This is a genomic window from Adonisia turfae CCMR0081, assembly GCF_011009555.1.
Taxonomy (GTDB): domain Bacteria; phylum Cyanobacteriota; class Cyanobacteriia; order Phormidesmidales; family Phormidesmidaceae; genus Leptothoe; species Leptothoe turfae.
Window position 1 is genome coordinate 4547449 of the sequence record NZ_QXHD01000004.1, and the last position, 22671, is coordinate 4570119.

Genomic DNA, 22671 nt, shown 5'->3' on the forward strand with positions numbered 1-22671 from the left:
GCTTTGCCTGTGAATTCACTGTATGCCGAAATGGTTTACATACATACCTTTGCCGCACAAGCCTATCGTCTGCTTACACAACCATCAATTTTTCCTAGCATGTGTCAGAGATCACTGTGGGATGAGCAGATAGGATATTAACTAAAGGGTTCTGACGTGGTTGTGCACTATTGCCCAGAGAATTGTAGCGTCGGGCGATTAGTCTAGTGAAGCTTTAAAAACAACAGCACCCAAAACAATCAACTGAAAAGTTCTCCTAAGTTCAACAAGACTTTTTAGAGTTGTTTTAATAAGGCGACCTTACTATAAACAGGGCTCTCTAGTGCCATTAAGAAGAGATATCAGTGAGTTGTTTGGGTGCTGTCTTTGATCCGTCAATTGATTCTACTGAGATATCTATTGTCAGACCTCCTTTCGTTATGGCCATAAGCCTTTCAGCTCATGTCCTTAGGATATTCCGATAATGCTTGAATGTCTCTTCTCTGATACAAACGTTAATGTTGTTATTCGTCATTGTTTTTCTTGTAAAACAGTGAGATAACTCTATGGTGTGATAAGTGATTGGGACATTTTGATTCGATCAGCTTAGCGGGTACTTTCTTTTTGGATACCGAGATACGCAAACGTCGAGAGTGATTCGGCGTTTGCGTACGTTCGATGAAAGTAAGACACCTTGTCAAGGTTATGCGCTAAACATTGACGGGCTGATTACGTAGATGAGTTGCTTGCTCAATTTGGGTTAACCATTGCCGCCAACAGAGACTGGCTAAGTGCTGCAACGTTTTCCCATATTTCTGTGTATCTTGGCGCAAGGCTGCAACTGTCACATCTGTGGTCGAGCCAATCTCACAAGCATGGCCAATAAACCATTTTCCCACTGTTTGAGTGATGACTTCTGGGTGAAACTGTAGGGCTAAGATCGTTTGCTTGTAGGAAAATGCTTGATTTTCATACTTAGCACTTGAGGCTAAGCGATCGCAACCATCGGGTAATGTAAAGGTATCGCCATGCCAATGTAAAACAGCATCGGCAGTCGCGAGGGGCTGTAAGACAGACTGATGGCCTGCTTCACTTAAGTTGATGGGGGACCAACCAATCTCTTTCCCTGCGCTTCCAGGGTAAACCTTGGCCCCCAGAACACGCGCTATTAGCTGGGCACCTAAACAAATTCCTAGGGTGGGCAAATCAGCCTCAAGTCGGTGCTTTAATATCCGAAGCTCATCCTTTAGAAACGGATAATCTTGCTCATCATAGGCTCCAATCGGTCCACCTAAAATAATCAGCAAATCGGGGCTAGCTGGGTCAAGGTTAGCTAAATTATCGGCCCCTGCGTCTAAATACTGAAGAGAATATCGCTGATCTTCTAAGACAGGGGCAAGGCTACCTACGTCTTCAAAGGCAATATGTCGAATTGCAATGGCTGTCTTCATGGTTCCTTTTTTGAAAACTTTTACGCGTTTTGGGTGTGTGTCTATCAAGAAGCAAGGTGTTGTCTTAGTCACATAAACCTGCTTGTGCAAAGCTGTCTGCCCCTGCTACAGAATCTAGCACTCCTAATTCCTTAGCCAGTTGAATGACATCGGAATAGTCAATTCTCAGCAGATCAACGTCTGCATTTGTCGCTGTGTCTTGGATGATTGTTCTGGCATTAGGAAAATTGATTTGCTGTAGCATAGCCCCCCATACATCTAGTTCTGCATCGGCAAACCAGCGGACAGGCTTGGGCAATATCTGGCTAAAGAACATCTGTTGCTCTAGTGACAAATTAGCGTACATACACTTGGCCAACTCTAGGAAAATACTATGGTGAGCCTTCTCGTCACGTAGGTGGGTATAAACAGTCAGCTGGTTCAAAGGCTGGATCTCCTTATCATACGCAAGCAGCGACAAATAATCGCTAACAAAAACCTCTGAAACAATAGCTGTAGCCATCTGAACAAGAAGCTTTTTCCATGGTTCTGAATAGCGTTCTTTTTCTTGCGTCATCTTTCTTACCAAGGTAAAACTTGGTAATTTTAAGTGTTGTAATTGACGATGTTCACGGGTGATATTGCAAGCATGCACAACCAGTTGAATGTGATAAGCTTCATCGACTAAGGTATCGCTAGCGATCAATTGGCTTGTCTCATCATCTACCCCTGGAACTTCCCGATAGAGAATATGATTACATGCTGGGGCAATTACCTTGGATTCAATATCAATTGTTTTTTCGTTATAGGCAATCCAGCCACAGGAAAGGACTTTTTGTCTAATTTCTGAAGGTGCAGCTAAAAAATCCGGGTGATCTTTAAATGGTAGCAAATCTAAACGAAAATCTTCTCGATTTGGGTTGAAGGCCATCTCGGATGATGACTCATATGCTACTTTCTTTTTAACTTGGCTAACCTGGGACCTAAGGTGCCAATTATGGGCCATTTTCTCCAATAGCATCCGAGAGTGAGAGATATCAGCTGAAGAGTCGGGCTTGACAGTTTGTGTTTTTGAGGGTTCAATTACTGAATTCATAGCGATTCCACTGATAAGCTTACGTTTCTAGCCGAGGGATTATCTAGCCAAGGGATTAATCGGCAGGTATAATCAACTTCAAGTGTTGTTTCCACTGCACGCTGAGGTGAGTAGATATTTATTACTTGTTGTTGATAGTTATAAAAGCCAATGGGAACTGGAAAACTCAAGTGTTTTAAACTACTTTCTTGGAGAGAATATTGTGCTTGAAGCAGATACCCGTTTTAGCTATTTCAAATCAGACAAACTAGCGCCAAAATTGATATGGAATGCTTCACCGTCTATCACCAATGCGGGTACAGATTTGACGCCCGCTGATTCGGCTTCAGCAATCCGGGATTGATCATTGCCGAGATGTACGCTCTCCACATTGTAGCGAGACGTATCTATTGCTGTTGCTAGATTATTTTCAGCAGCAATGCAAACTGAACAACCAGCATGATAAAAAGTAGCTGTCTTACTCATGATTCTTTCCTAGGTTAAGTATTGGGCGATGTGCGCCTATTGCTTAGGCTAAACGTAGGCAAACCATCTAGGAAAGGGGGCACTTTTTGGTGGGGTAGGCACTTTTTGGTTTAATTCATTGAACTATCTAGAGAAAAATTAGATAACAGATGCAAAGTAGCGCTCGAAAACTTGAAAATGTTCTTGGCTGCAAATGGTCCGTACCTGTCCTGCTTGCAGTGAGCAATGGTGTTATCCGGCCAGGGGCTCTGGAAAAGCATATCAACGGTATTTCGAAAAAAGTCCTAGCAGAGCGTTTGCGAAAGTTAAGGGCATATGGCCTTTTAAAAAAACACTCGTTTCCTGAAGTACCACCCCGTACGGAATATTCCATAACGCCATTAGGCCAAAAGCTCATTGATGTTATCCAACAAATTCAGTCTCTCAATACAGAACTTGAGGAGGAAATTATTAAGGGTATAAGAGAGAATGATTGATGCTAGAGCTAGACAGTATGTTAACCACCTGCTCTACCAGGCTCGTGGCTAGGACTGCTTACCTAAGTAATAGACCTGGTTACCCAGAATGGATGCGGTAACCAAGCCCACACTAATGGCGACTAGTCAAATACCAACTTTGAAGCCTTTTTCTTTTGTGTCTGCCCTTGTGTAGTGCAAATTGCTACATATTGTAGTAAGTTGTAAGTTGCCTCATCAAAAATAACTCACTTGTTCTGCGATAAAAGCTATGAATTACCATGGGACATCATGGCAGTCTCGGCTCACAGCCTCAGTGGGGCCGCTGACACACACATTGAATTATCAGGGTTGCTGATGCAACTTATGGAGTGCTAAACAGTCCTCACCGCACTTGTGTTCAGTGACTAGTCAGTCAGCGTGCATGCGTTAGAGGCTTATCAGTAGAAAGTGGGCGTGATCCATGAATCAGGCCCACTTCAATTAAAAAATAAAATATGATAATGACTCAATTTGATCAGGAGCAAGCTGCTGAATTATACGCATTAACATATAGCACTGACGATTGCGCGGCTACTATAGAAGCCTCCACGAACACTAAGGCCCATGGAGGCTTCGAGTTAGATATAAAGGGTGCCTAAATAAATTTAGGTCAGTAGTACAGTAGTCTGTTTACTCAGATATGGGGTTCGCTATAGGAGGTTATGCCATACAGTGCTTTGCCTGTGACTTCACTGTATGCCGAGATGGCACCTACCCATCCCTTGGCAGAATAACCCCATCGTCTGTTTACACAACCATCAAGTTTCCTTGGTTTGTGTCTGTGATCACTGTGGATGAAACTGATTGAGTATTGACTATAGGATTCAGCGCCTGTTTTGTGCCATTGCCCAGTGAGGTGTAGCGTTGGGCGATTGGTCTAGCAACGCTTTAAAACACAACAGCACCCAGAACGATCTACCTGAGGAATTCTTCTACATTTAACAAGACTTTCTAGATTATTATTTGAAGAGCTATCTTCACTATCAATAAGACTCTCTAGCGCAAGCAAGAAGAAATATCAGTGACCTGTTTGGATGCTGGTATTGATCCTTCAAACGATTCTATTGAGATATCGATTGTTGACCTCCTTTGTTGTGGATATAAGCTTTTCAGCTCATGTATACAGCATATTCCCAGGAGAGGTTTATGTCTCTTCTGGGATATAAACGTTAATGTTGTTGTTTTTTGTTTCTGGTTAGTGAACTCGGTCTATGGTGTGATGTAGCATCAACTAGTGCTCATTTTGAGTTTATCTGTCTAGAAATAGATAACTCCGTCGCAGATTAAGAATCCACGCTCCAATCAAAATACAAATGACGAGTCAAGGGCAGCTCCGTTGCCTAAATGGTGAAATGCCACTGGCAAACCAAAGGATTTTCGGCCCTGGTCGTGTCATGTAGCGCTCAGTCAGATAGCCCAGTTTAAGGCGTGAATGCAGGTGGGGAGCGTAATGTAGGCCAAGGATAGTAGTGATTTTGACCCGCCGCAGTCCCTTACCCATCCAAGGTGCTGTCCCATGGCCTATAATTGACCCAGAGATTAAAGATCGGTTGGTAGCTTTTGTTTTTAGTATTAACGAGTTTTATCGTTTTTCCATTGACATTTCCCTTCTCGAAACTTCCCTCTACATATCCCCTAAGTTTTGGAGAAAATCCATGTCAATCTATGTAGGCAATCTGTCCTATGACGTTACAGATGCTGATCTAACGACTGCATTTGCAGCCTATGGAACAGTCAAGAGTGTTCATCTGCCCACTGATCGTGAAACCGGTCGCATGCGCGGCTTCGGTTTTGTCGAGATGAGTACAGATTCTGAAGAAGAAGCTGCCATCGAAGCACTAGATGGTGCAGAGTGGATGGGGCGTGATCTAAAGGTTAATAAAGCTAAGCCCCGTGAAAATCGCGGTGGCGGTCGCAAAAGTTGGTAAAAACTTTTCCCATGGCTATTGAATATATGACGTCCAGTCATTCGTAGCTGTTTGGTTGTAAAGGTTAGCTCTAACTAAAAGGGTTCAGGTAGAAGTACCTGAACCCTTTTATGTATCAGTTGTACGGGATGCACTCAGCACCCAATCTTGGTTAACCCTGACTAGCCCCCTGCTCCATCAGCGGACAATGGACTTATTACGCGCATCAAGGCAAAACTTTCTGGAGGTTATCGATAGCCTTAGTATGAGCCTCCCATCTCCCCATCCCCCTTTGATCCTGGGCAAACCTAAGCCACAACGTACTAATCGAGCAGCTTGCCTATACTTCCATATAAGAAGCCCCCACGAACACTAAGGTTCATGGAGGCTTCGGGTTAGATATAAAGGGTTAAGTAGTACAGTGTTCTGTCTACTTAGATATAGGGTTCGCTATAGGACGTTACTCCATAGTTTGCTTTGCCTGTGAGTTCACTATATGCCGAGATGTAGCATATGCCCTCCTTTGCAGGATACCCCCACCGTCTCCTTATATAACTATCAATTTTTTCTGATTGGTGTCTTAGATCACTGTGGCACGATCAGATGAGGTGTTCACTAAAGGACTCCAGGGATATTTGTTGCTACTGTCCGACGACTGAGGCTATCGGATGATTCTCTAGTAAAGATTTAAAGTGCTACAGCACCCATAACAATCACCTGAAGAGTTCTTCTAAATCTAACAAGACTTTTTAGAGTTGTTTTATAACAGGTGAGCCTACTATAAACAGAGCTCTCTAGTACCAGTAAGAAGAGAATCAGTGAGTTGTTTGGGTGCTGTCTTTGATCCGTCAAACGATTCTGTTGAGATATCTATTATTAGACCTCCTTTCGTTATGACTAGGGCTTCTCAACCCATGTCCTTAGAATATTCCGGCGATGTTTGAAAATCTCTTCTCTGATACAAACGTTAACGTTGTTTTTGTCACTGTTGTTCTTGTCAATCAGTGAGATAACTCTATGGAGGCGTTATGTTCAAGTTGGGGATAATAAAAAGCCCCTACCGATAGGGCAGGGACTTAAAGTGTACGTATTTAGAAGAGAGGCAATGCCTGAGTGCGGGTGTCTAATGCCTTAGACGTCATACACGCGAGCTTCAGCAGCGCCAGGATTCTCGGCACAGTAGCGAACAAAGGCTATGGTGGGATTGACCTTTTGGTGACCCGCTTTCGCCGTTTGCAATTCTTCGACGGTTTCCCAGGCAAGAGCTACCTCAATGCTCTCGGGGCCTTGCATCTCAGTGAGGCGACGGGCATGTTCGAGTGCGGCTTGGAGTTGTGTTTCAAATGCTGATTTTGATGATGGTGCCTTTAGTGGTGTAGAGGTTGTAGAAGCTGTTGTGGGTGTAATAGTGGTGTTAGCCATGGTAAGAACTACGTTTTAAGAACTACGTTGGTGATGGACTGTTGGTAGCTCGCACACTGCCTGTCATTTTAGCGACTGTAAATCTACCCACATATAAGTTTCATCTCTAATTGGCTAACTTTGGCTAACTTTCTTTACCTACTAACTTTCTTTACCGATCTCAGGGGATCACAATCCCTTTAATCCACTATCCGTCAACAAGTTTAGGATTTTCTCATCACCTTAGATCGGCCAGGGTCGTAAAATACTAAAACTTGAGCGTTAAATCTGGAGGAGAGGGTGTGTCTGACTCGCGGGCAATTGAACGTTCCGCCGACTGGTCGTGGCCATGGTGGCCGCTGGTGCCGTTATATCCCTATGGTCAGCGACGCACACTGCGCCGTGAGGTAATCGCTAACCAGGTTTGGACCTTTGACCAAATGCAGGGCATCTTGTATGTGGTGGTGCCCATTCGCATGACGGTGATCCGGCTGGCTGCCGGAGGTTTGCTAGTCTATGCGCCCGTTGCTCCTACCCCCGAATGTATTCGTCTGGTCCATGAGCTTGTGGCTGAGCATGGCGATGTAAAGTACATTATTTTGCCCACCGTCACTGGGTTAGAGCACAAGGTATTTGTAGGACCCTTTGCTCGCAAGTTTCCTTCAGCTCAGGTATATGTTGCGAAACATCAATGGAGCTTTCCGCTGAATTTACCCCTCAGCTGGCTAGGCTTTCCCATGGGTCGTACCCATTGGTTACCTGAGAGTCCTGCTGATGCTCCCTTTGGTGATGAGTTCGATTACCGTGTGCTCGGTCCCGTCAATTTAGGGGTTGGTCCCTTTTCAGAAGTAGCCCTGCTGCATCGGGCGTCTAAAACATTGCTAGTGACTGATTCGGTGGTTTCAATTCCAGCGGAACCGCCAGCAATTGTGCAGCTAGATAGCTATCCGCTGCTGTTTCATGCCAAGGATAGTGCTGCTGATCACCTGGCAGATACGGCTGAAAATCGCCGTAAGGGTTGGCAACGTATTGTTTTGTTTGCCTTCTACTTTCGCCCCGATGCGCTTAAAGATCCTCAATGGTGGCGGGTTTTACGGGCGGCTAAAACGGCATCTGATCGGTCTAAGCGGGCTTATTTTGGTTTATATCCCTTTGATTGGCACCCCCACTGGCAGCGATCATTTGAACGCCTGCGGGGGAATGGCAGATTGATGGTTGCGCCGGTTTTGCAGTCTTTGATTTTTAACCGGTGTGCAAAAGTGGTTTTAACTTGGGCTGATGAAGTCTCCCAGCTGTCGTTTGAGCAGATAATTCCTTGCCATTTGAATGCACTGATTAAGGCGGATGGGCACACATTCCGCCAGGCATTCTCATTTTTGGAGGCAGAGAACCGGGCTGGACGAGGGGGTGATTTGCCAGAAGCAGATTTTGATTTGTTGAATCGTATCAGCCAGCAGCTAGAACGTATCCGCGTTATGCCTCCGCCTGGGCCGTAGCCCCCGGTTTCTGGCGGAAAATCAGGGCGGTATAGATTTGAAACGCGGTATCCCAGTCGCTAGGCTTACGCCGCTGTAGATCCAGATAAACTGGCATATAGGGCAGTAAGGGCACCACTTCTAAAGCGCCCTGGCCAAAGTTGCTAAAGTCTTCCCACACCGGGCATTCAGTTGTACTGGTGATTTGCTGCATGAGGCCATTCCAACGAATGCGGGTGGATGTGAGATTCGTTTGGTCAGGCACTAGGGCAACGCTATTGCGGAATTCGTAGGTGCGATCGCAAATCCGCAAAATACTCTTCCGCCCATGTACATGCAAATCCATCACCTGGACATAGTCCTGAACCTGCACTTTGTCCTTGGTTTTACCCCAAGGTCCCTTTTCCGTAATGCGCTCAAAGACTGGCAGCTGAGCCCGAATAATTTGAGTGACCTCAGACCAGTCAAACTGCATTGAGCCCATCTGACCAGTTGGACTCTGGCATACAATCACTGGTTCCGGTGCGATCTCGCGAAAATGCTTAATCTGAAACACCTGCACAGTTTTTAGATCGTCAATGGTTGACCATAACGTTGGCACACCTACCGCCTGCAACGCCTCACCGTAATATTGCATTTCTCCAATGGGGCCGCTGCGCTGCAATCGCATGCCCCGCTTAGGTAGCTGCAGTCTTGCCATATACGGGTCAATGCGTAAAACGTCGGCGAGTCCCATGGCCGCTTGCTTAGCATCCTGCGGTGGTGTAATCACCAGTACCCCTGGCTCATCACTGCCCAGCACCGCCTTTGCTTCATTGAGAGCTGCTTGACGGCTAGCCTCCCGTGCTTGCTGCACACGCTTTAATCCGGCACGAGCCTGTCCCATGAGCTTAGGATTATTCACCCGTTTGAGAAAGGTGAGATAGGTTTTCTCCGCCGCATCCCACTGTAGTGTGCCTTCGTGCAATCGCCCGATCGATAGCAACATAAACGGATCTTTAGGAGCCGCCTTACGCCACTGCTTAAGCAATTGACTGGCACGACGATAATCCTGGGCTTCAAGGGCTGTAGTGACAAGTTGATGCATAGGTTGGCGGTTGCGACGGCAAATGAGCCAAAAATCTTTCCCATTGTAATCATGGAAATCGGTAGGAGCATCCCCCTGAGGAGTGCCTGGTCAGGATAATGGCTTGTGAATGCCACCAATGAAGCAGAAACCTTGTCTAAAATAAGGCAAGGTACATCGGCATTCCCCATGCGCAAATTCCCGTTTCTGACTCAGCTGTTAACGACCAGCCTCATGGGTATTGCCATTGGTTTGGTGGTGGGCTGGAGAAAACAGGCATATACAGAGAATGCCCCATCGGTGGCGCAGGCAGTCGTTGTGCCCATGGAATTTTTGGTGTTAGCTGGGGGTGGGGCTGCTTACTACAACGAAATTGCCCTGGAGAAAAACGTACGTTACTTTCAACGCACTCTCAATACCCTCAAAATTGACATCAGCAGTGTTCGCCAATATTTTGCTAACGGCAATGATGGTCAGCCCACCGTTCGCTACATCAACCTTGTCGGGCAAGAGCAGTTTAAGCCTCCAGAAATTGACAGTCTGGATGGTGCTGCCACCGTTGATAATGCTCAAAAATGGTTTGACGATTTAGCCAATAAGTCTTCACCATGCCCAGCATTTTTCTATTTCACTGGCCATGGTGCTTATAACAGCGAGAATCCCGATAACAATGCGATGATTCTCTGGGAAGAGAAATTGGTTTCAGTGCAACAACTGGGCGGTTGGCTCGATCAGCTATCATCCGATCAACCCTTTGTGGCAATGATGGCCCAGTGTTTTTCAGGATCCTTTGCTAATCTCATTTATGAACAGGGTAATCCTGAAAATCCTGTTGCTTTACAAACTCGCTGTGGTTTCTTTGCCACCGTCGCTGAGCGGCCATCGGTGGGCTGCACGCCCGCAGTGAATGAGGCCGATTATCGTGATTACAGCTCTAGCTTTTTTGCTGGATTAAGCGGTGTTGACCGTGTAGGCCAGCCAGTGGCATCGGCTGACTATAATATCGACGGAACAGTCGCCTATGCTGAAGCCCACGCCTTTGCAAAAGTGGATGAAGAGACCACTGACTGGCCCGTGTCTACCTTAGAAGTGTGGTTGCAAAAACAAGCCAGCAAAGACAAGATTGCTGAGGTTTTGGCCCGGCCTATGGATGACATTCTGAACCAGGCTGAACCCCATCGCCAGCATGTAATTCGTGCGCTGAGTGAGAAGCTTTCTCTGGATCTAAAACAGTCCTATTCTAGTCAAATGCCCCCGATTGATTTTGAATCTGTTACCGGTGCCTACTGGGTGCGTTTAGGCATGGAACTGGTCAACATCTCAATGATGCAACAGATTCAGCAGGGCGATCAAGATGACTTAAAACTAGTGTTAGAACAAATTACGAACTGTGAAAACAGCAGTATTGCCACACCACAGTCGTAGGGGCGCTGGGGCTTATCCGTTTGAAGTATTTGTCTGGCAAATAGTCCAGATATCTTTCTATAAGAAAATATTATCAATTGATTTTAAGATTGACATTTTACAAATCATGATAAACCGCTAATCATAGGAATTAACCTATCAACCATTCCAGCAGATAGCTCCTGTGGTTAAGCTGACTGGTTGGTACTCATCCTTTCAAGAATCTGGGCGTTTACGCGACAGTTCGCAGTACTGATCCAACGGTTCCCGGCAATCTGTCGTTATATCTGGGATTAAGACTGCTTCGCTCGCCTGACCATTTACCTTCTAACTATTATGGAATCCTTATCGGCATCAAAGTCCCCTCGCTGGAGCAGCTGGTTCAGTGGCACCCACGTTGTACGCTTCTTAGAGCTGATACAAGACTTGATTGTGATTTCTCTCTGCATTGGTTTGTTTAGCTTTATGGTGATGCAGCTACGAGAGATGTTTTTGTCACTGTTACCCCCTTTGAATTTCCCTCAGGTCACCGCCGATATATTGTTCCTGCTGATCCTGGTAGAACTGTTTCGGTTGTTGATTATCTACTTGAAAGAGCACCGTGTTTCTATTGGTGTGGCGGTGGAAGTCTCGATTGTGTCAGTGTTGCGGGAAATCATTGTGCGGGGCATTTTGGAAACCCCGTGGGTGCAGGTCATGGCTGCCTGTTCTTTTCTGCTCGTGTTGGGGACTTTATTGGTGGTCCGTGCCTGGATTCCGCCCACATTTGATGGCATTGACCCTGAGCAGCAGGTGTCTCGTCGTCATCGGATACGCTTTGCCAAAAAGTTAGCTGAAATGGAAAACAAACTGGATGCTGAATTACGACAGTCTTAACTGGGCAGATGCGAGAGATTGGCAGCTCAATCTTGTCGAGAGCTGCCTGGATTCGACAACAAGCACTGATCTAGTTCGCGACGATGTTTAGTGTTTTTAGACATTTATCAACAACACTGCTCCAGCTTGATGGATATGGGTACTAATGCTCGGAGCAGCCATAACCAAATCGGCGGCTTAGTTGTGCTTGATTGCCAACTGGCCGCCATACTCAATGGGGATTTGACTTTCAGCAGCTATTCCCTTGATCTCGCTATAGAGTTTGATGTATTCCAGGGCAGAGTTTTCCCAACTAAAGTTTTCTGCCATGGCCCGCTGCTGTAGTTTTTTCCAGAACGGCTTGTACTGGAAGCCTTCCCAGGCACGTACCATACAGGTAAACAAATCTAACGGCTCATAGCGGTCAAAACAGTAGCCGGTACCAGTGCCAGTGACGGGGTCGTGATGGCTAACGGTATCCACAAGGCCACCTGTACGCCGCACAATCGGTACACAGCCATAGCGCATCGCAATCATTTGACTGATGCCGCAGGGCTCAAATTTTGATGGCATTAGGAAGGCATCAGCGCCAGAATAGATTTTTTGGGCCAGCTGGCTACTATACATCAAATAAACTGATACGCGACCGGGGAAACGGTTGGATAATTCCCAAAGCTGTGTTTCGTAATGGCGGTTTCCAGAGCCTAAAAGTACGAGCTGTGCATCGGTATAGGCCAAAAATCGATCCATCGTCTGCAAAATTAGGTCGATACCCTTTTGCTCGACTAACCGGCTAACCAGACCAATGAGAAAACGCCCGTCGTTAACTTCTAAGCCCATTTCTTCCTGGAGGGCTTCTTTGTTGAGAGCGCGTTTTTCTAAGGTTTCTGCTGTATAGGTCTGGGTAATTTGCGCATCGGTTTCAGGGTTGAACTCATCGAGGTCAATACCGTTGACGATGCCGCTCAGTTTCTCACTGATGTAGGACAGCAGTCCTTCTAATTTCTCGCCGTATTCTTTGGTTTGGATTTGTTGAGCATAGGTGGGAGAGACGGCATTCACCCGGTCGGCATATAGTAGGGCGGCTGCCATGGTGCTGTCACCCTTCATGTACCAGGGACACCAGGTGATTTTGTCGAGTTTCCAGCGCCAGGGGCCTTGATAAGCCAGATTGTGAATGGTAAATACAGTGGAAATTTCAGGGGATTGATGCATCCAGACTGGAATCATGCCCGTGTGCCAGTCATGGCAGTGAATGATATCGGGTTTCCAATGGTTCCAGCAAAATTCGGCAGCACCGTTGGCAAAGAAGGTAAAGCGCCAATCTTCGTCTGGAGTGCCGTAAATCTCATTGCCATCAAAGGCAGGATGACCAAATAGGTATAGCGGAACTTCTGATTTTGGCAGTGTGGTTTCGTACACTGCAAAGGCATTGAACATGGCATACCCCCACCAGGTGGGCTCGTCGGGGATCTCTACCTTGTCTCCCATAAAGCCGTAATAGGGCATAAATATGCGCACGTCGTGCCCCATGGCGCGCAGTGTTTTGGGTAATGTGCCGACCACATCTCCCATGCCACCGACCTTTGCTAAAGGTGCGGCCTCTGCTGCCACAAATAAAATTCGCATCGCGTTCCTATTGCCCCGATGAAAAACCCATCTTCCACGGGATCAAGTCTAGAGGGGGATTGGATTTGTGCATAGTGTTTAAGCCTACGGAAGGGCAAGTAAACCAATCAATTCTTAGGGACGTTGCAGGCAACGCCCCTAAGAATGTAGACCGCTCGACTATGGACGAATGCGCAATTAACGGTTTTCAGCGTTGATCGTATCCAAAATTGCTTGGGCACCGGCATCTCTAGCTCGCTTAGCCAAAGTAGTTCCCATTTCATCCGCTGTCGTCACAGGACCTGAGATTTCATCCTTCACCACTGTCTGACCATCCAGGCTAGCGACGATACCGGTCAGTGTGAGAGTATCTCCCTCAATCACGGTGTTCACACCAATGGGGACCTGACAGCCACCTTCTAGCTCCCGCAGGAATGCGCGCTCTGCGTAGCAACGCTGGGCAGTGGGTAAATGCTCCAGTGTTTTAATAACCGCCAGAATATCGTCGTCACCGCTGCGGCACTCGATACCCAGGGCACCCTGGCCCACAGCATGCAGAGAAACATCGGCAGGAACCACTTGCTGAATGCGATCAGCCATGTCCAGACGCTTTAAGCCCGCGACAGCCAAGATAATGGCATCGTACTGGCCTTCATCGAGTTTACGTAGACGGGTATTTAAGTTGCCGCGAATATCTTTAAATTGGAAAGACGGGTAGTGATGACGCAACTGGGCGAGACGACGTAAGGAAGACGTCCCAATGACAGCGCCTTCAGGTAGCTGATCCAGGTTTTTACCCGCATGCTTCTCGTGGGCAACCATGGCATCGGCGGGGTTTTCTCGCTCGGTCACGCAGCCTAGCATTAGTCCTTCGGGTAGGCGAGTGGGTAAGTCTTTCAGAGAATGAACGGCACAATCAACGGTGCCGTTGAGCATGTCGTCCTCAAGTTCTTGGGTAAAGAGGCCCTTGTCGCCAATTTTAGAAAGGGAGACATCGAGAATTTTGTCCCCTTGGGTTTCCATAGTTTTAACTTCGAAGTTAATCTCAGGAAAGCGTTTTTGTAGCTCACCCTGCACCCAGTGGGTTTGCACTAGGGCAAGCTGACTTTTACGAGAACCAATCCGAATAGTGCGGGTTGCTACATTTGGGGACATAGTTAACAGATTTGTTTTATGGTTAGACAGCCAGCAAAGGCCTGCTGACAAAAGATTTACACAAGATCTTAAGGTTACAGCACGGACGACCGCTCACGGTTGCAAAGCAGCGTAAGTACAAAGTTCTGTAAATGAGTGTTTATTTTAGTTTACGAAAGCGGCATTGGTTTCGATGCTTGGGTCAGCGACTAGTGGGTAGTTTAGCTGTCCTTACATTAATGTCGTTGCCAGCCTATGGTCAGCGTTTAGACCCGGTGCTGCTGGATGCATTTCTGAGTGATCCGTTGGAGGAGGAACCACGGGATCCGTTGCTACCGACGGCGGTGGTGGACCGTCCCCTGAGTCCTCTAGAACTTTACGCTCTGGAACTGGCGCTATTTCAACTGGATGCCGAGGCTCGGGCACTGCTGCTGGCGGAACAGCCTGATGAAGCGTTTGAACTCTGGATGCGTGAGGTGCAACTACGTCGTGTATTTGGCCTTGAAGCAGAATTGGAAGCGTTGAGCCGTATTGGTCAGCAGGCTTGGAATTCGCAGCGATCGCAAGAGGTCCGTTTAATGTCGGTGCGGCTGGAGCGGATTTGGGAAGCAGAAAAGGAATCGGCCACCTTAGAACGGGTGGAAACCATTGCGACGATTGCTCAGACGTTGCGGATGCGGGACACGTCCACGGAGATTTATCAGCAACTGATCGACATGACCGCAGCGGATACGCTGACTCAGCAGGGGTGGGTGGTGGTGCTGGCGGCCCACTATTTACAGTGGTTTGATTTTGACAATGCGGCTCAGCTATATACCCAGTTAATTGACAGGGCTGACATCCAAGGCAACACCCTGGAGCATACGCAATATTTAAAGGATCTGATTTATAGCTATCAGCAAGCCAAAGACTATGCCCAAGCACTGCCAGTGCAAACCGAGTTGCTAAGACTGTATAGAACGACGGCTCAAAATGATCGCGAACCCCCCCTAGAAATTGATATGGCTCGTAATTTTCGAGCCATTGGGGTTTATCCCCAGGCGCTGCAATATTACAACCTGGCCTACGTGACAGCCCAGAGCCTACAGCTGTATGGTCATGTGAGTACTGTGCTGAAAGATTTGGGTGATTTGTATGCCGAGCAAGGCCTGACCAATGAAGCGCTCACCATGTATAACCTGCTGGTCAGGGCTGAGCAGCAAGCGTATAACCAGCACGGCATTTTAGAGGCCTATGACCGCCTGGGACAGCTATACCTGAGCATTGATGATCGCGACAATGCTTTGGTTGCTTTTCGTGCAGGGCTGGCGTTTTCGGAGTCCCTTCAATACCGTGAAGCCTACTTTAGAGGTGAGGTGGCCAAGCTCAGTTTAGACCGTACCCCAGAGGACACTGTTGAGGCTGAAGAGACTGAGCCCACCCTGGGGGACTCTTTAAGGGAGGAACTCAAGGATAATCCTCCTTTTGATGTTGCTCCGGTGGAAATTGAGCCCCCCGACGATGGCGAGCTAAGTGAAGAAGATCTCACGGAGGATGCAATCCCTGAGGAACTACCTGAGGTGGAAGTGATCACCGACGAAACCATTGATGTTACGCCCGAGGAGCCTACACCTGAGGCCCCACCAGCACCAGGGTCAGATAATTAAATCAGCAGTTTTAAGCCAATTGCCCCCAGTAGCACGAGGACAATCTGCCGAAAGTTAGCGGCATCAATATATTTAGATAGCCAAATCCCGAGGCCTAAACCTGCGACAAAGAACGGTGCTGCATATTCTACCTGGGTGAGTAGGGCGGCGCTGAAATCGCCTTGCCAGATGTGGGTTGCGATCGCAACCAACGACAGCACACAAAACACCCCCGGTAAGTTGCCCTTAAACTGCTCAGGGCTCCACTGATTGCAGTTGCCATAGATCACAATCGGCGGCCCACCGATATTAAAGGCCCCTGTCAAGACGCCCGAGGCTGCACCAAAGGCATAGGCCCAGGGGCGTCCGGTCAGTTCCGGTAGCGATAGCTGTAGCCATGAGTAACCAACATAGGCCAAAACCAGAACACCGAGCGCCTGTAGCGCCAAATGCTCTGGGACATAATGCAGGCCCATAACGCCCACTGGAATTGTCACCAGGGCAGCCACCGATAAATGTATGATCCGGGACCATTCAAAATTATCCCGGTAGTACCACCAGAGGACGACGTTGCCAATCAGCCCCACGGCGATCACTAAAGTCACCGCCAGCTGTAGGTCCATAAAAAATGGCAGCAATGAGACTGCTACCAGGGCAAACCCAAACCCTGTCAGGCTCTGCACTAGAGACGCCAGCCCCACAATTAAACCAATCCAGAGACTGTCAGCCATACTCGCATTGAGGATGTCCATAGGGTCCCGCCATGATTACGTACTTCTAAATCTTACTGATTATTAAGAAAAATGTTGTGATGTAAATCTTAGCTTTTCAGCCTAATGTGCTGGCTACTGATGTAATTTACGAGTTTAAGTGCTAAATGGTTGAATATACAACTAGTGAAGTGTGACTTAACCATGGCGGCAACCTACGGTACCCCTAAAGAAATTGCTCGTCAGATGACCAATCACTGTATTGCCATGCGATTACGACAAATCAATCGTATGGTTACGCGTCTCTATGACGAGGCTTTGCGCCCCTTAGGCTTAACCGTTAATCAGCTCAACATCTTAGCCACAATTATTAGTCGGGGGCCAATTGCCCCTGGCCAGCTAGGGCAAATGCTCGGCATGGAAAAGTCCACCATTAGCCGCACCATTGACCGCATGCAGAAACATGGTTGGATTGAGATTGGGCCTGGCAAAGACAAACGGAGTCAGTTCCTCAAGGCCACGCCCCAAGGTCGGCGACTGTTACTCACAGCAGCCCCGATATGGCATGAGCTTCAGGCCAATGTGCTAGACTCCACCGCTGAAAATGCAGGATTACTGGCTGCATTTGGCCTTACAGCACCTAAAACTGAGGAAAACCAACAAGAAGATCCAGATGACTTCTACAGCGATGAATTTGCTACGGATTTCTATTCTTAATACTGTAGGGGCGTTCCATGGAACGCCCCTACAGTAGGTTATTCATTCGCTAGCGCCATCGCCTTCTGCTGCATTGTTTTAAAGATGTTGTAGAACCCATTGGCTCGCGATGGCGTGAGGCTCACATCCAGTTGGGTCTCTTTTATAAAGTCGGGTTCCAACTGCACGATGTCGTGAGGTGGTATTCCCTTGAGACCCTCAATCAATAAGGCGACCAGACCCTTCGTAATTTGTGCATCTGAATCACCTTGAAAACAAACATTGCCCTCTTCATCTGCATTGGCAAGGATGTAAACCTGTGAGACGCAGCCTTTTACCTTATTTTCAGGTGTCTTAGCATCTTCAGGAAAACCCTCTAGACGTTTGGCGTACCACAACAACTGCTCGTAGCGACGTCGCGGGTCTTGAATCCGTTGAAAACGTTTGACAATTTTGTCTAAGGCGGGAGGACGAGCGGAATTAACGGACATCTGCAAAATGCGATTTTTTTGCCATTACGAATGTCTCTAGTGTAAACCGCTCAAGTCTCTATCAAGGCTTTATTGCTCAATAAGGTAGGATTATTAGCCGCCATTTGCCTGTCAATCACCGTTTTCCTTGTTAATCATGAAACGATTGGCAACAGTCTCAGGCTGTAGCGCTGACAAAATCACATGGTCTGAGTCGGTGACGATCACGGCCCGTGTACGCCTGCCGTAGGTGGCGTCAACCAGTTGTCCTGTGTCGCGGGCATCGCCAATCAATCGTTTGATCGGTGCAGATTCGGGGCTAACGATGGCAACTACCCGATTGGCAGATACGATATTGCCAAAGCCAATGTTGATAAGCTTAATATCCATAAGTTCAAAAGCAAGCATCTAGAGCACAAAATTGCAAAAGCAGCAACAGCTACCATGCTTAATAATGCGCTCGTTTAAGTGCGTAAATGACTAAATCCTAGTACCGAAATGTTAACTAAAAAAATAGGAATTAAACATGAGAAAAATGAGGCCTAATGATTGAGAATGACGAATTCTTCATGGATTTACTGACCTCCAGTGTGCTCGCTTCTTAAGGAGCTTGAATAAAAAACAGGTAAATCTTTCAAAAATATCCAAATTTGCTGATAACAGAGGATAAAGAGTGCAACCGGTTGATATAACAACCCTTAGAGCCATTTGTAGTGAATTGTCTTCCGAATGGTTGCCTGCTCGCTGTGAACAAGTTGTGCAACGAGATCGTAATACTGTTTGTCTTGGACTGCGGACATTTAATCGACGTGGATGGCTGACAATTTCTTGGCATCCTCAGGCGGCGCGTATCCACATTGGGATGGCTCCTCCAAAACGGCCTGACACCTTTACCTTTAGTCAGCAACTGAAACATCAGTTCAGTGGACTTGCCTTAACGAAGATTAATTTTCTTGCCCCTTGGGAGCGTGCTGTTGATCTGCAATTCGCTCGGCGTCCTGATGAGCCTGCAGAATGGCATCTCTATGTGGAAATTATGGGTAAGTACAGCAATGTTTTGTTGACCAATGCCCATCAGGAAATTGTGACCGCTGCACACCAGGTGAATGAGCAGCAATCAAGTGTTCGCACTATCCGCACAGGGGGGCGATACAAGCCACCGCCGGCCATTGTGGGGACGTTGCCCCGTTTAGACGAGCCATGCACTGACTGGCAAGAACGGATTAGCTTGGTGCCTGGCAAGCTCAGCAAAATGATGGTGAAAAGCTATAGCGGTCTAAGTACAGCGTTAGCAAAACAACTAAGCCGAGCAGCTGGTCTAGACCCAAATCAAACCACCGATAGTTTGACAACTGATGATTGGCAGCAACTCTATTTGCAATGGCAACGCTGGCTTCAATGTCTAGGGAAAAATGACTTTCAACCAGCCCATGCCGATCAGGGGTACACGGTGTTGGGCTGGACGCAATCATCACCAGGGTTTGCTGGTTCTATCCAACAGCTGTTAGATGATTACTACACGACGCAGCTCAACCAGCAGACATTTACGCAAGTCCATCACCAACTCACTCAAAAGATAAAAGGTCTGACGAAAAAACTGCGGCAGAAAGCGGCTAATTTCCATCAGCGGCTAGATGATTCTGACCAGGCCGAGGGCCATCGTGTGCAGGCAGATTTGCTGATGGCTTATCTGCATGAGTGGCGACCGGGCATGACATCAATCCAACTTCAGGATTTTGACTCGGGCAAACCCGTTATTCTGGCACTAAACCCCGAAAAAACTGCGGTGCAAAATGCCCAAGCATTATATAAGCGACATCAAAAATTAAAGCGCACCCGTCAGGCCGTCATGCCTTTGCTCGCAGAGGTAGAAACGGAGCTGCATTATCTTGAACAGGTAGAAGCCGCCCTCAGTCAAACCCCTCGATACACCATGACTGACGATCTCGCCGCCCTTGAAGAAATTCGAGATGAGTTGGTGCAACAGGACTATATAGCCGATCCGCACCAACGCCAATGGAAACAACAGGGACGGGGACGGGAAGAGAAACTGCCCAATTTCTATAGATGCCAAACTCCTAGCGGGACTGAAATATGGGTGGGACGCAACAATAACCAAAATGAGGCTTTGTCATTTAAAGCGGCCAATGACTATGATCTATGGCTACATACTCAAGAGATTCCGGGTAGCCATGTGTTGCTGCGTTTAGAGCCTGGTGCTGAAGCCAGTGATGAAGACCTGGGCATGGCAGCCAATATTGCGGCCTGGTTTAGTCGAGCCCGTCAGTCGGAGCAGGTGCCGGTGGTTTACACCAAACCCAAACATGTTTATAAACCTAAAGGCGCTCGCCCAGGCATGGTGATTTATAAGCATGAACACGTGCTTTGGGGCCAGCCGCAAAAGGCAAAAGCGTATTTGGAAAAGCAGGGAGATGAGTGATGAGTTTTGACCCACCGTCCCAACGTCTGCACCCTCTTAGTGTGGCTCCCATGATGGACCGCACGGATCGTCATTTTCGCTATTTCATGCGGCAGATTACGCAAAAAACGCTGCTATATACCGAGATGATTACGGCTCAGGCGATTCTCCATGGCGATCGCACCAAGCTTCTGGGGTTCGATCCCCTCGAAAAACCCCTTTCTTTGCAGATTGGGGGCGATGACCCTCAGCTTTTGGCCAAGTGTGCGCAGATTGCTGAAGATCTGGGGTATGACGAGGTCAACCTGAATGTGGGCTGCCCTAGCAATCGGGTGCAAAGTGGTAACTTTGGGGCCTGTTTAATGTCGCAGCCAGAGTTGGTGGCGGATTGTGTCGCGGCGATGCAGGCTGTGGTCGATATTCCGGTGACGGTGAAGCACCGCATTGGCATTGATGATTGCGATCGCTACGAAGACATGGTCAGATTTGTGACCACCGTAATGGCAGCAGGCTGTCATCGCTTTACTGTCCATGCCCGTAAAGCATGGCTCCAGGGACTGAGCCCCAAAGACAACCGCACGATTCCCCCCCTACGCTATGACGATGTTTACCGTCTTAAGCAAGAGCATCCCGAATTGTGGATTGAAATCAATGGCGGTATCAAAACCCTAGAAGAGGCTGACACCCATCTACAGCAAGTGGATGCTGTGATGATTGGTCGCGCTGCCTACGATACCCCTTACCTATTTGCCGTTGCCGATCGAGATATTTATGCAGCCAATGCTCCCTTGACTCGCCATCAAATAGTGACTGCCATGCTGCCCTATATTGCTCGCTGGACTGAACAGGGCACAAAGCTACATTCCATTACCCGCCATATGCTACAGCTCTTCCATGGTCAACCAGGCAGTCGGGCTTGGAAACGACACTTAACTGACCATAGCTGTCGTGCTGGTGCAGGTGTGGATGTGGTCAAAGAAGCCGCTGTGCAAGTTGTAGAGGCAATGCGTAAAAATACCTATAACACCATGCTTTTGTCAACGTAAATGTCCTGGATATAGACAAAAACAAATACCTTGGTGACAAAAATTTTAGCTCTTAATAAATCTTAAAAAAGTATTACGATTTGATACAAAATGGGGGCAGAAATTAGTTCACCCCTTAGATGTCACGAGTAAAGATTACGGTTTATGGACGGGTGCAAGGTGTGGGCTTTCGTTATCACACACGCCAAAAAGCACAAGAATTAAAGTTGACAGGCTATGTCACCAATAAGCCTGACCATACGGTAGAAATTGTGGCTGATGGTTCTGATGAGCAGTTAAAGGCCTTGATTGAATGGGCAAAAAAAGGGCCTGAACGAGCTAGCGTCAGGCAGCTTGAAGTGGAAGAATGTTTGCCCATCAATCGTTTTGATGAATTTGTTATCGAGTCTTGATAGGAAGTGCTCGGTAACGTCTTGACTGCTTCTTAGCGGTTACAGCAGCGTGAATACCATGACTAGGCCGATGGTTGCCATGAAGGTCAGGATAAAAATGTCACGTCTCAAGGTGCCACTGCTAGTTCTGTGAAAGTGACTGCGATCGCTGAGAGTGGCTGCAGCAGCAATGCCACCATCAGGATATCCAAGGGCATAGCCATTCGGATTCTGGGTTGGAAACACCGGTATGGTAGTCGGGTAGCTAACATAGGCAGGCTGTTGAGGGGCCAGTTTGGACTCCTCTAACGGCACAAACATGGATTCTCGGATAACCAGGTCAATTTCGTAACTGTTCCAGCCTTTCTCCCGCAGGACTGAGGCCGCCGCATCGGGACCACGATTTAAAAAATCCAGATCCGATTGACTCGGTTCAGCATGCTCAGAACGCAAAGAGTTAATCGGTGGCCCAAACACCTGTTGTAGCTCGTCCAGTTCCCTGGATTGGGCTTGGATCGTTTCAAATTGCTGGTGGCTGATGTCAATGTTCTTTAAGACTGCATTGATCTGCTCACAGGACCAGCCGTCTCTACACAATGTACGAGCGGCTCTAATATCGATTGCTTGCTCTAAGGCATCATGCTGAACGTGTTTCATATACCCCTAGATTCTTCAGCTACATAGCTAGGTAGATACGCTGGTCTGAGTCGATAGCCCTTCTTCGACGGTGTATGCCTGCTATGGGTTAATTAGCAGGGTAGCTATATCCAAACCTCAAACTAATCAGGTTTTAAATATGCCTCCCTATGACTACATATAAATGACTGGTTCAGAGAACAGTAGTTCCACCTAAAATGACCTTTGAGAAACTTCATAGCACGTGAAGGATTAATGAAACTCCTATAAAAATTAGTCCTCCCAGCCAAACCAAGAGGGTGAAGGCTTTGAGTGTGGTCGCCGCAGCGTTTCTACGGGGGGACGGGTGGGGCGGGGTGAGCCGTGGGTGATGACTACGGT

The 22671-nt window shown here is 47.6% G+C and carries 21 protein-coding genes; 10 read left to right on the forward strand and 11 right to left on the reverse strand.

Annotated features, from left to right (window positions below):
- Positions 1 to 689: 689 nt before the first annotated feature.
- The 3 genes from DXZ20_RS23540 to DXZ20_RS23550 form a co-directional block, all read right to left on the reverse strand.
- A complete protein-coding gene (locus tag DXZ20_RS23540; protein ID WP_163701261.1) occupies positions 690 to 1430 on the reverse strand; it encodes a glutamine amidotransferase in 741 nt (246 codons plus the stop codon).
- A 64-nt stretch (positions 1431 to 1494) separates the two neighbouring features.
- A complete protein-coding gene (locus tag DXZ20_RS23545; protein WP_250566179.1) occupies positions 1495 to 2430 on the reverse strand; it encodes a diiron oxygenase in 936 nt (311 codons plus the stop codon).
- Positions 2431 to 2733: 303 nt separating this feature from the next.
- Positions 2734 to 2970: a thioredoxin family protein gene (locus tag DXZ20_RS23550; RefSeq protein WP_006517148.1), complete on the reverse strand. Its 237-nt coding sequence runs from the start codon at positions 2968 to 2970 to the stop codon at positions 2734 to 2736.
- Between the two features lie 149 nt (positions 2971 to 3119).
- Here DXZ20_RS23550 and DXZ20_RS23555 point away from each other — a divergent pair, with 149 nt between their 5' ends.
- Both DXZ20_RS23555 and rbp read left to right on the forward strand, forming a co-directional pair.
- Positions 3120 to 3446: a winged helix-turn-helix transcriptional regulator gene (locus DXZ20_RS23555; RefSeq protein ID WP_163701268.1), complete on the forward strand. Its 327-nt coding sequence runs from the start codon at positions 3120 to 3122 to the stop codon at positions 3444 to 3446.
- Positions 3447 to 5122: 1676 nt separating this feature from the next.
- On the forward strand, positions 5123 to 5395 hold the full coding sequence (gene rbp, locus DXZ20_RS23560) for an RNA-binding regulator (protein ID WP_163661394.1): 273 nt from the start codon (positions 5123 to 5125) through the stop codon (positions 5393 to 5395).
- A gap of 1110 nt (positions 5396 to 6505) precedes the next feature.
- Here the strand turns inward: rbp and DXZ20_RS23565 are convergent.
- Positions 6506 to 6796 carry a Calvin cycle protein CP12 gene (locus DXZ20_RS23565; RefSeq protein ID WP_163661392.1) on the reverse strand — a complete coding sequence of 97 codons (291 nt, stop codon included), beginning with the start codon at positions 6794 to 6796 and terminating at the stop codon, positions 6506 to 6508.
- A 281-nt stretch (positions 6797 to 7077) separates the two neighbouring features.
- Here DXZ20_RS23565 and DXZ20_RS23570 point away from each other — a divergent pair, with 281 nt between their 5' ends.
- The gene (locus DXZ20_RS23570) at positions 7078 to 8271 is read left to right on the forward strand and encodes a DUF4336 domain-containing protein (protein ID WP_163661390.1); all 1194 of its coding nucleotides are present in this window, start codon (positions 7078 to 7080) and stop codon (positions 8269 to 8271) included.
- Here DXZ20_RS23570 and DXZ20_RS23575 read toward each other — a convergent pair.
- Positions 8249 to 9337, reverse strand: coding sequence for a tetratricopeptide repeat protein (locus tag DXZ20_RS23575; RefSeq protein ID WP_163701271.1), 1089 nt, complete (start codon positions 9335 to 9337; stop codon positions 8249 to 8251). The genes DXZ20_RS23570 and DXZ20_RS23575 overlap by 23 nt on opposite strands.
- Before the next feature lie 105 nt (positions 9338 to 9442).
- On the opposite strand from DXZ20_RS23575, the gene DXZ20_RS23580 reads away from it, so the two are divergent.
- Positions 9443 to 10741, forward strand: a complete 1299-nt coding sequence (locus DXZ20_RS23580; RefSeq protein ID WP_348918719.1) for a Caspase domain-containing protein — start codon at positions 9443 to 9445, stop codon at positions 10739 to 10741.
- A gap of 315 nt (positions 10742 to 11056) precedes the next feature.
- Positions 11057 to 11596, forward strand: coding sequence for a phosphate-starvation-inducible PsiE family protein (locus DXZ20_RS23585; protein WP_163661386.1), 540 nt, complete (start codon positions 11057 to 11059; stop codon positions 11594 to 11596).
- Positions 11597 to 11773: 177 nt separating this feature from the next.
- Here DXZ20_RS23585 and glgA read toward each other — a convergent pair whose 3' ends face one another.
- The gene (gene glgA, locus DXZ20_RS23590) at positions 11774 to 13204 is read right to left on the reverse strand and encodes a glycogen synthase GlgA (RefSeq protein WP_163701273.1); all 1431 of its coding nucleotides are present in this window, start codon (positions 13202 to 13204) and stop codon (positions 11774 to 11776) included.
- A 177-nt stretch (positions 13205 to 13381) separates the two neighbouring features.
- Positions 13382 to 14338, reverse strand: a complete 957-nt coding sequence (gene hemC / locus DXZ20_RS23595) for a hydroxymethylbilane synthase (RefSeq protein ID WP_163661382.1) — start codon at positions 14336 to 14338, stop codon at positions 13382 to 13384.
- Between the two features lie 176 nt (positions 14339 to 14514).
- Here hemC and DXZ20_RS23600 point away from each other — a divergent pair, with 176 nt between their 5' ends.
- Positions 14515 to 15963 (forward strand): tetratricopeptide repeat protein, encoded by a 1449-nt coding sequence (locus tag DXZ20_RS23600; RefSeq protein WP_250565895.1) that lies wholly within the window; start codon positions 14515 to 14517, stop codon positions 15961 to 15963.
- Here the strand turns inward: DXZ20_RS23600 and DXZ20_RS23605 are convergent.
- Positions 15960 to 16694, reverse strand: coding sequence for a sulfite exporter TauE/SafE family protein (locus DXZ20_RS23605; RefSeq protein ID WP_163701280.1), 735 nt, complete (start codon positions 16692 to 16694; stop codon positions 15960 to 15962). The two genes, DXZ20_RS23600 and DXZ20_RS23605, sit on opposite strands and share 4 nt — an antisense overlap.
- A gap of 162 nt (positions 16695 to 16856) precedes the next feature.
- On the opposite strand from DXZ20_RS23605, the gene DXZ20_RS23610 reads away from it, so the two are divergent.
- The gene (locus DXZ20_RS23610; RefSeq protein WP_163701283.1) at positions 16857 to 17369 is read left to right on the forward strand and encodes a MarR family winged helix-turn-helix transcriptional regulator; all 513 of its coding nucleotides are present in this window, start codon (positions 16857 to 16859) and stop codon (positions 17367 to 17369) included.
- 38 nt (positions 17370 to 17407) lie between these two features.
- Here DXZ20_RS23610 and DXZ20_RS23615 read toward each other — a convergent pair whose 3' ends face one another.
- Both DXZ20_RS23615 and remA read right to left on the reverse strand, forming a co-directional pair.
- Positions 17408 to 17839, reverse strand: a complete 432-nt coding sequence (locus tag DXZ20_RS23615; RefSeq protein ID WP_163701286.1) for a SufE family protein — start codon at positions 17837 to 17839, stop codon at positions 17408 to 17410.
- A gap of 111 nt (positions 17840 to 17950) precedes the next feature.
- The gene (gene remA / locus DXZ20_RS23620; RefSeq protein ID WP_006517162.1) at positions 17951 to 18208 is read right to left on the reverse strand and encodes an extracellular matrix/biofilm regulator RemA; all 258 of its coding nucleotides are present in this window, start codon (positions 18206 to 18208) and stop codon (positions 17951 to 17953) included.
- A 283-nt stretch (positions 18209 to 18491) separates the two neighbouring features.
- Here remA and DXZ20_RS23625 point away from each other — a divergent pair, with 283 nt between their 5' ends.
- From DXZ20_RS23625 to yccX, 3 genes are all read left to right on the forward strand, one after another.
- Complete coding sequence (locus DXZ20_RS23625; protein ID WP_163701288.1) at positions 18492 to 20258, forward strand: NFACT RNA binding domain-containing protein; 1767 nt, start codon at positions 18492 to 18494, stop codon at positions 20256 to 20258.
- Positions 20258 to 21283: a tRNA dihydrouridine(20/20a) synthase DusA gene (gene dusA, locus DXZ20_RS23630; protein WP_163701291.1), complete on the forward strand. Its 1026-nt coding sequence runs from the start codon at positions 20258 to 20260 to the stop codon at positions 21281 to 21283. Before DXZ20_RS23625 ends, dusA begins: the two co-directional genes overlap by 1 nt.
- A gap of 119 nt (positions 21284 to 21402) precedes the next feature.
- The gene (gene yccX, locus DXZ20_RS23635) at positions 21403 to 21675 is read left to right on the forward strand and encodes an acylphosphatase (protein ID WP_163661369.1); all 273 of its coding nucleotides are present in this window, start codon (positions 21403 to 21405) and stop codon (positions 21673 to 21675) included.
- A gap of 39 nt (positions 21676 to 21714) precedes the next feature.
- On the opposite strand, the gene DXZ20_RS23640 is transcribed toward yccX, so the two are convergent.
- Positions 21715 to 22311 carry a hypothetical protein gene (locus DXZ20_RS23640; RefSeq protein WP_163661367.1) on the reverse strand — a complete coding sequence of 199 codons (597 nt, stop codon included), beginning with the start codon at positions 22309 to 22311 and terminating at the stop codon, positions 21715 to 21717.
- Between the last annotated feature and the right edge of the window lie 360 nt (positions 22312 to 22671).

Bases quoted from the DNA above. Each gene is read 5' to 3' on its own strand.
- DXZ20_RS23540 (WP_163701261.1), bottom strand. From the start codon at position 1,430: ATGAAGACAGCCATTGCAATTCGACATATTGCCTTTGAAGACGTAGGT.
- DXZ20_RS23545 (WP_250566179.1), bottom strand. From the start codon at position 2,430: ATGCTATTGGAGAAAATGGCCCATAATTGGCACCTTAGGTCCCAGGTT.
- DXZ20_RS23550 (WP_006517148.1), bottom strand. From the start codon at position 2,970: ATGAGTAAGACAGCTACTTTTTATCATGCTGGTTGTTCAGTTTGCATT.
- DXZ20_RS23555 (WP_163701268.1), top strand. From the start codon at position 3,120: ATGCAAAGTAGCGCTCGAAAACTTGAAAATGTTCTTGGCTGCAAATGG.
- rbp (WP_163661394.1), top strand. From the start codon at position 5,123: ATGTCAATCTATGTAGGCAATCTGTCCTATGACGTTACAGATGCTGAT.
- DXZ20_RS23565 (WP_163661392.1), bottom strand. From the start codon at position 6,796: ATGGCTAACACCACTATTACACCCACAACAGCTTCTACAACCTCTACA.
- DXZ20_RS23575 (WP_163701271.1), bottom strand. From the start codon at position 9,337: ATGCATCAACTTGTCACTACAGCCCTTGAAGCCCAGGATTATCGTCGT.
- DXZ20_RS23585 (WP_163661386.1), top strand. From the start codon at position 11,057: ATGGAATCCTTATCGGCATCAAAGTCCCCTCGCTGGAGCAGCTGGTTC.
- glgA (WP_163701273.1), bottom strand. From the start codon at position 13,204: ATGCGAATTTTATTTGTGGCAGCAGAGGCCGCACCTTTAGCAAAGGTC.
- hemC (WP_163661382.1), bottom strand. From the start codon at position 14,338: ATGTCCCCAAATGTAGCAACCCGCACTATTCGGATTGGTTCTCGTAAA.
- DXZ20_RS23605 (WP_163701280.1), bottom strand. From the start codon at position 16,694: ATGGACATCCTCAATGCGAGTATGGCTGACAGTCTCTGGATTGGTTTA.
- DXZ20_RS23610 (WP_163701283.1), top strand. From the start codon at position 16,857: ATGGCGGCAACCTACGGTACCCCTAAAGAAATTGCTCGTCAGATGACC.
- DXZ20_RS23615 (WP_163701286.1), bottom strand. From the start codon at position 17,839: ATGTCCGTTAATTCCGCTCGTCCTCCCGCCTTAGACAAAATTGTCAAA.
- remA (WP_006517162.1), bottom strand. From the start codon at position 18,208: ATGGATATTAAGCTTATCAACATTGGCTTTGGCAATATCGTATCTGCC.
- dusA (WP_163701291.1), top strand. From the start codon at position 20,258: ATGAGTTTTGACCCACCGTCCCAACGTCTGCACCCTCTTAGTGTGGCT.
- yccX (WP_163661369.1), top strand. From the start codon at position 21,403: ATGTCACGAGTAAAGATTACGGTTTATGGACGGGTGCAAGGTGTGGGC.
- DXZ20_RS23640 (WP_163661367.1), bottom strand. From the start codon at position 22,311: ATGAAACACGTTCAGCATGATGCCTTAGAGCAAGCAATCGATATTAGA.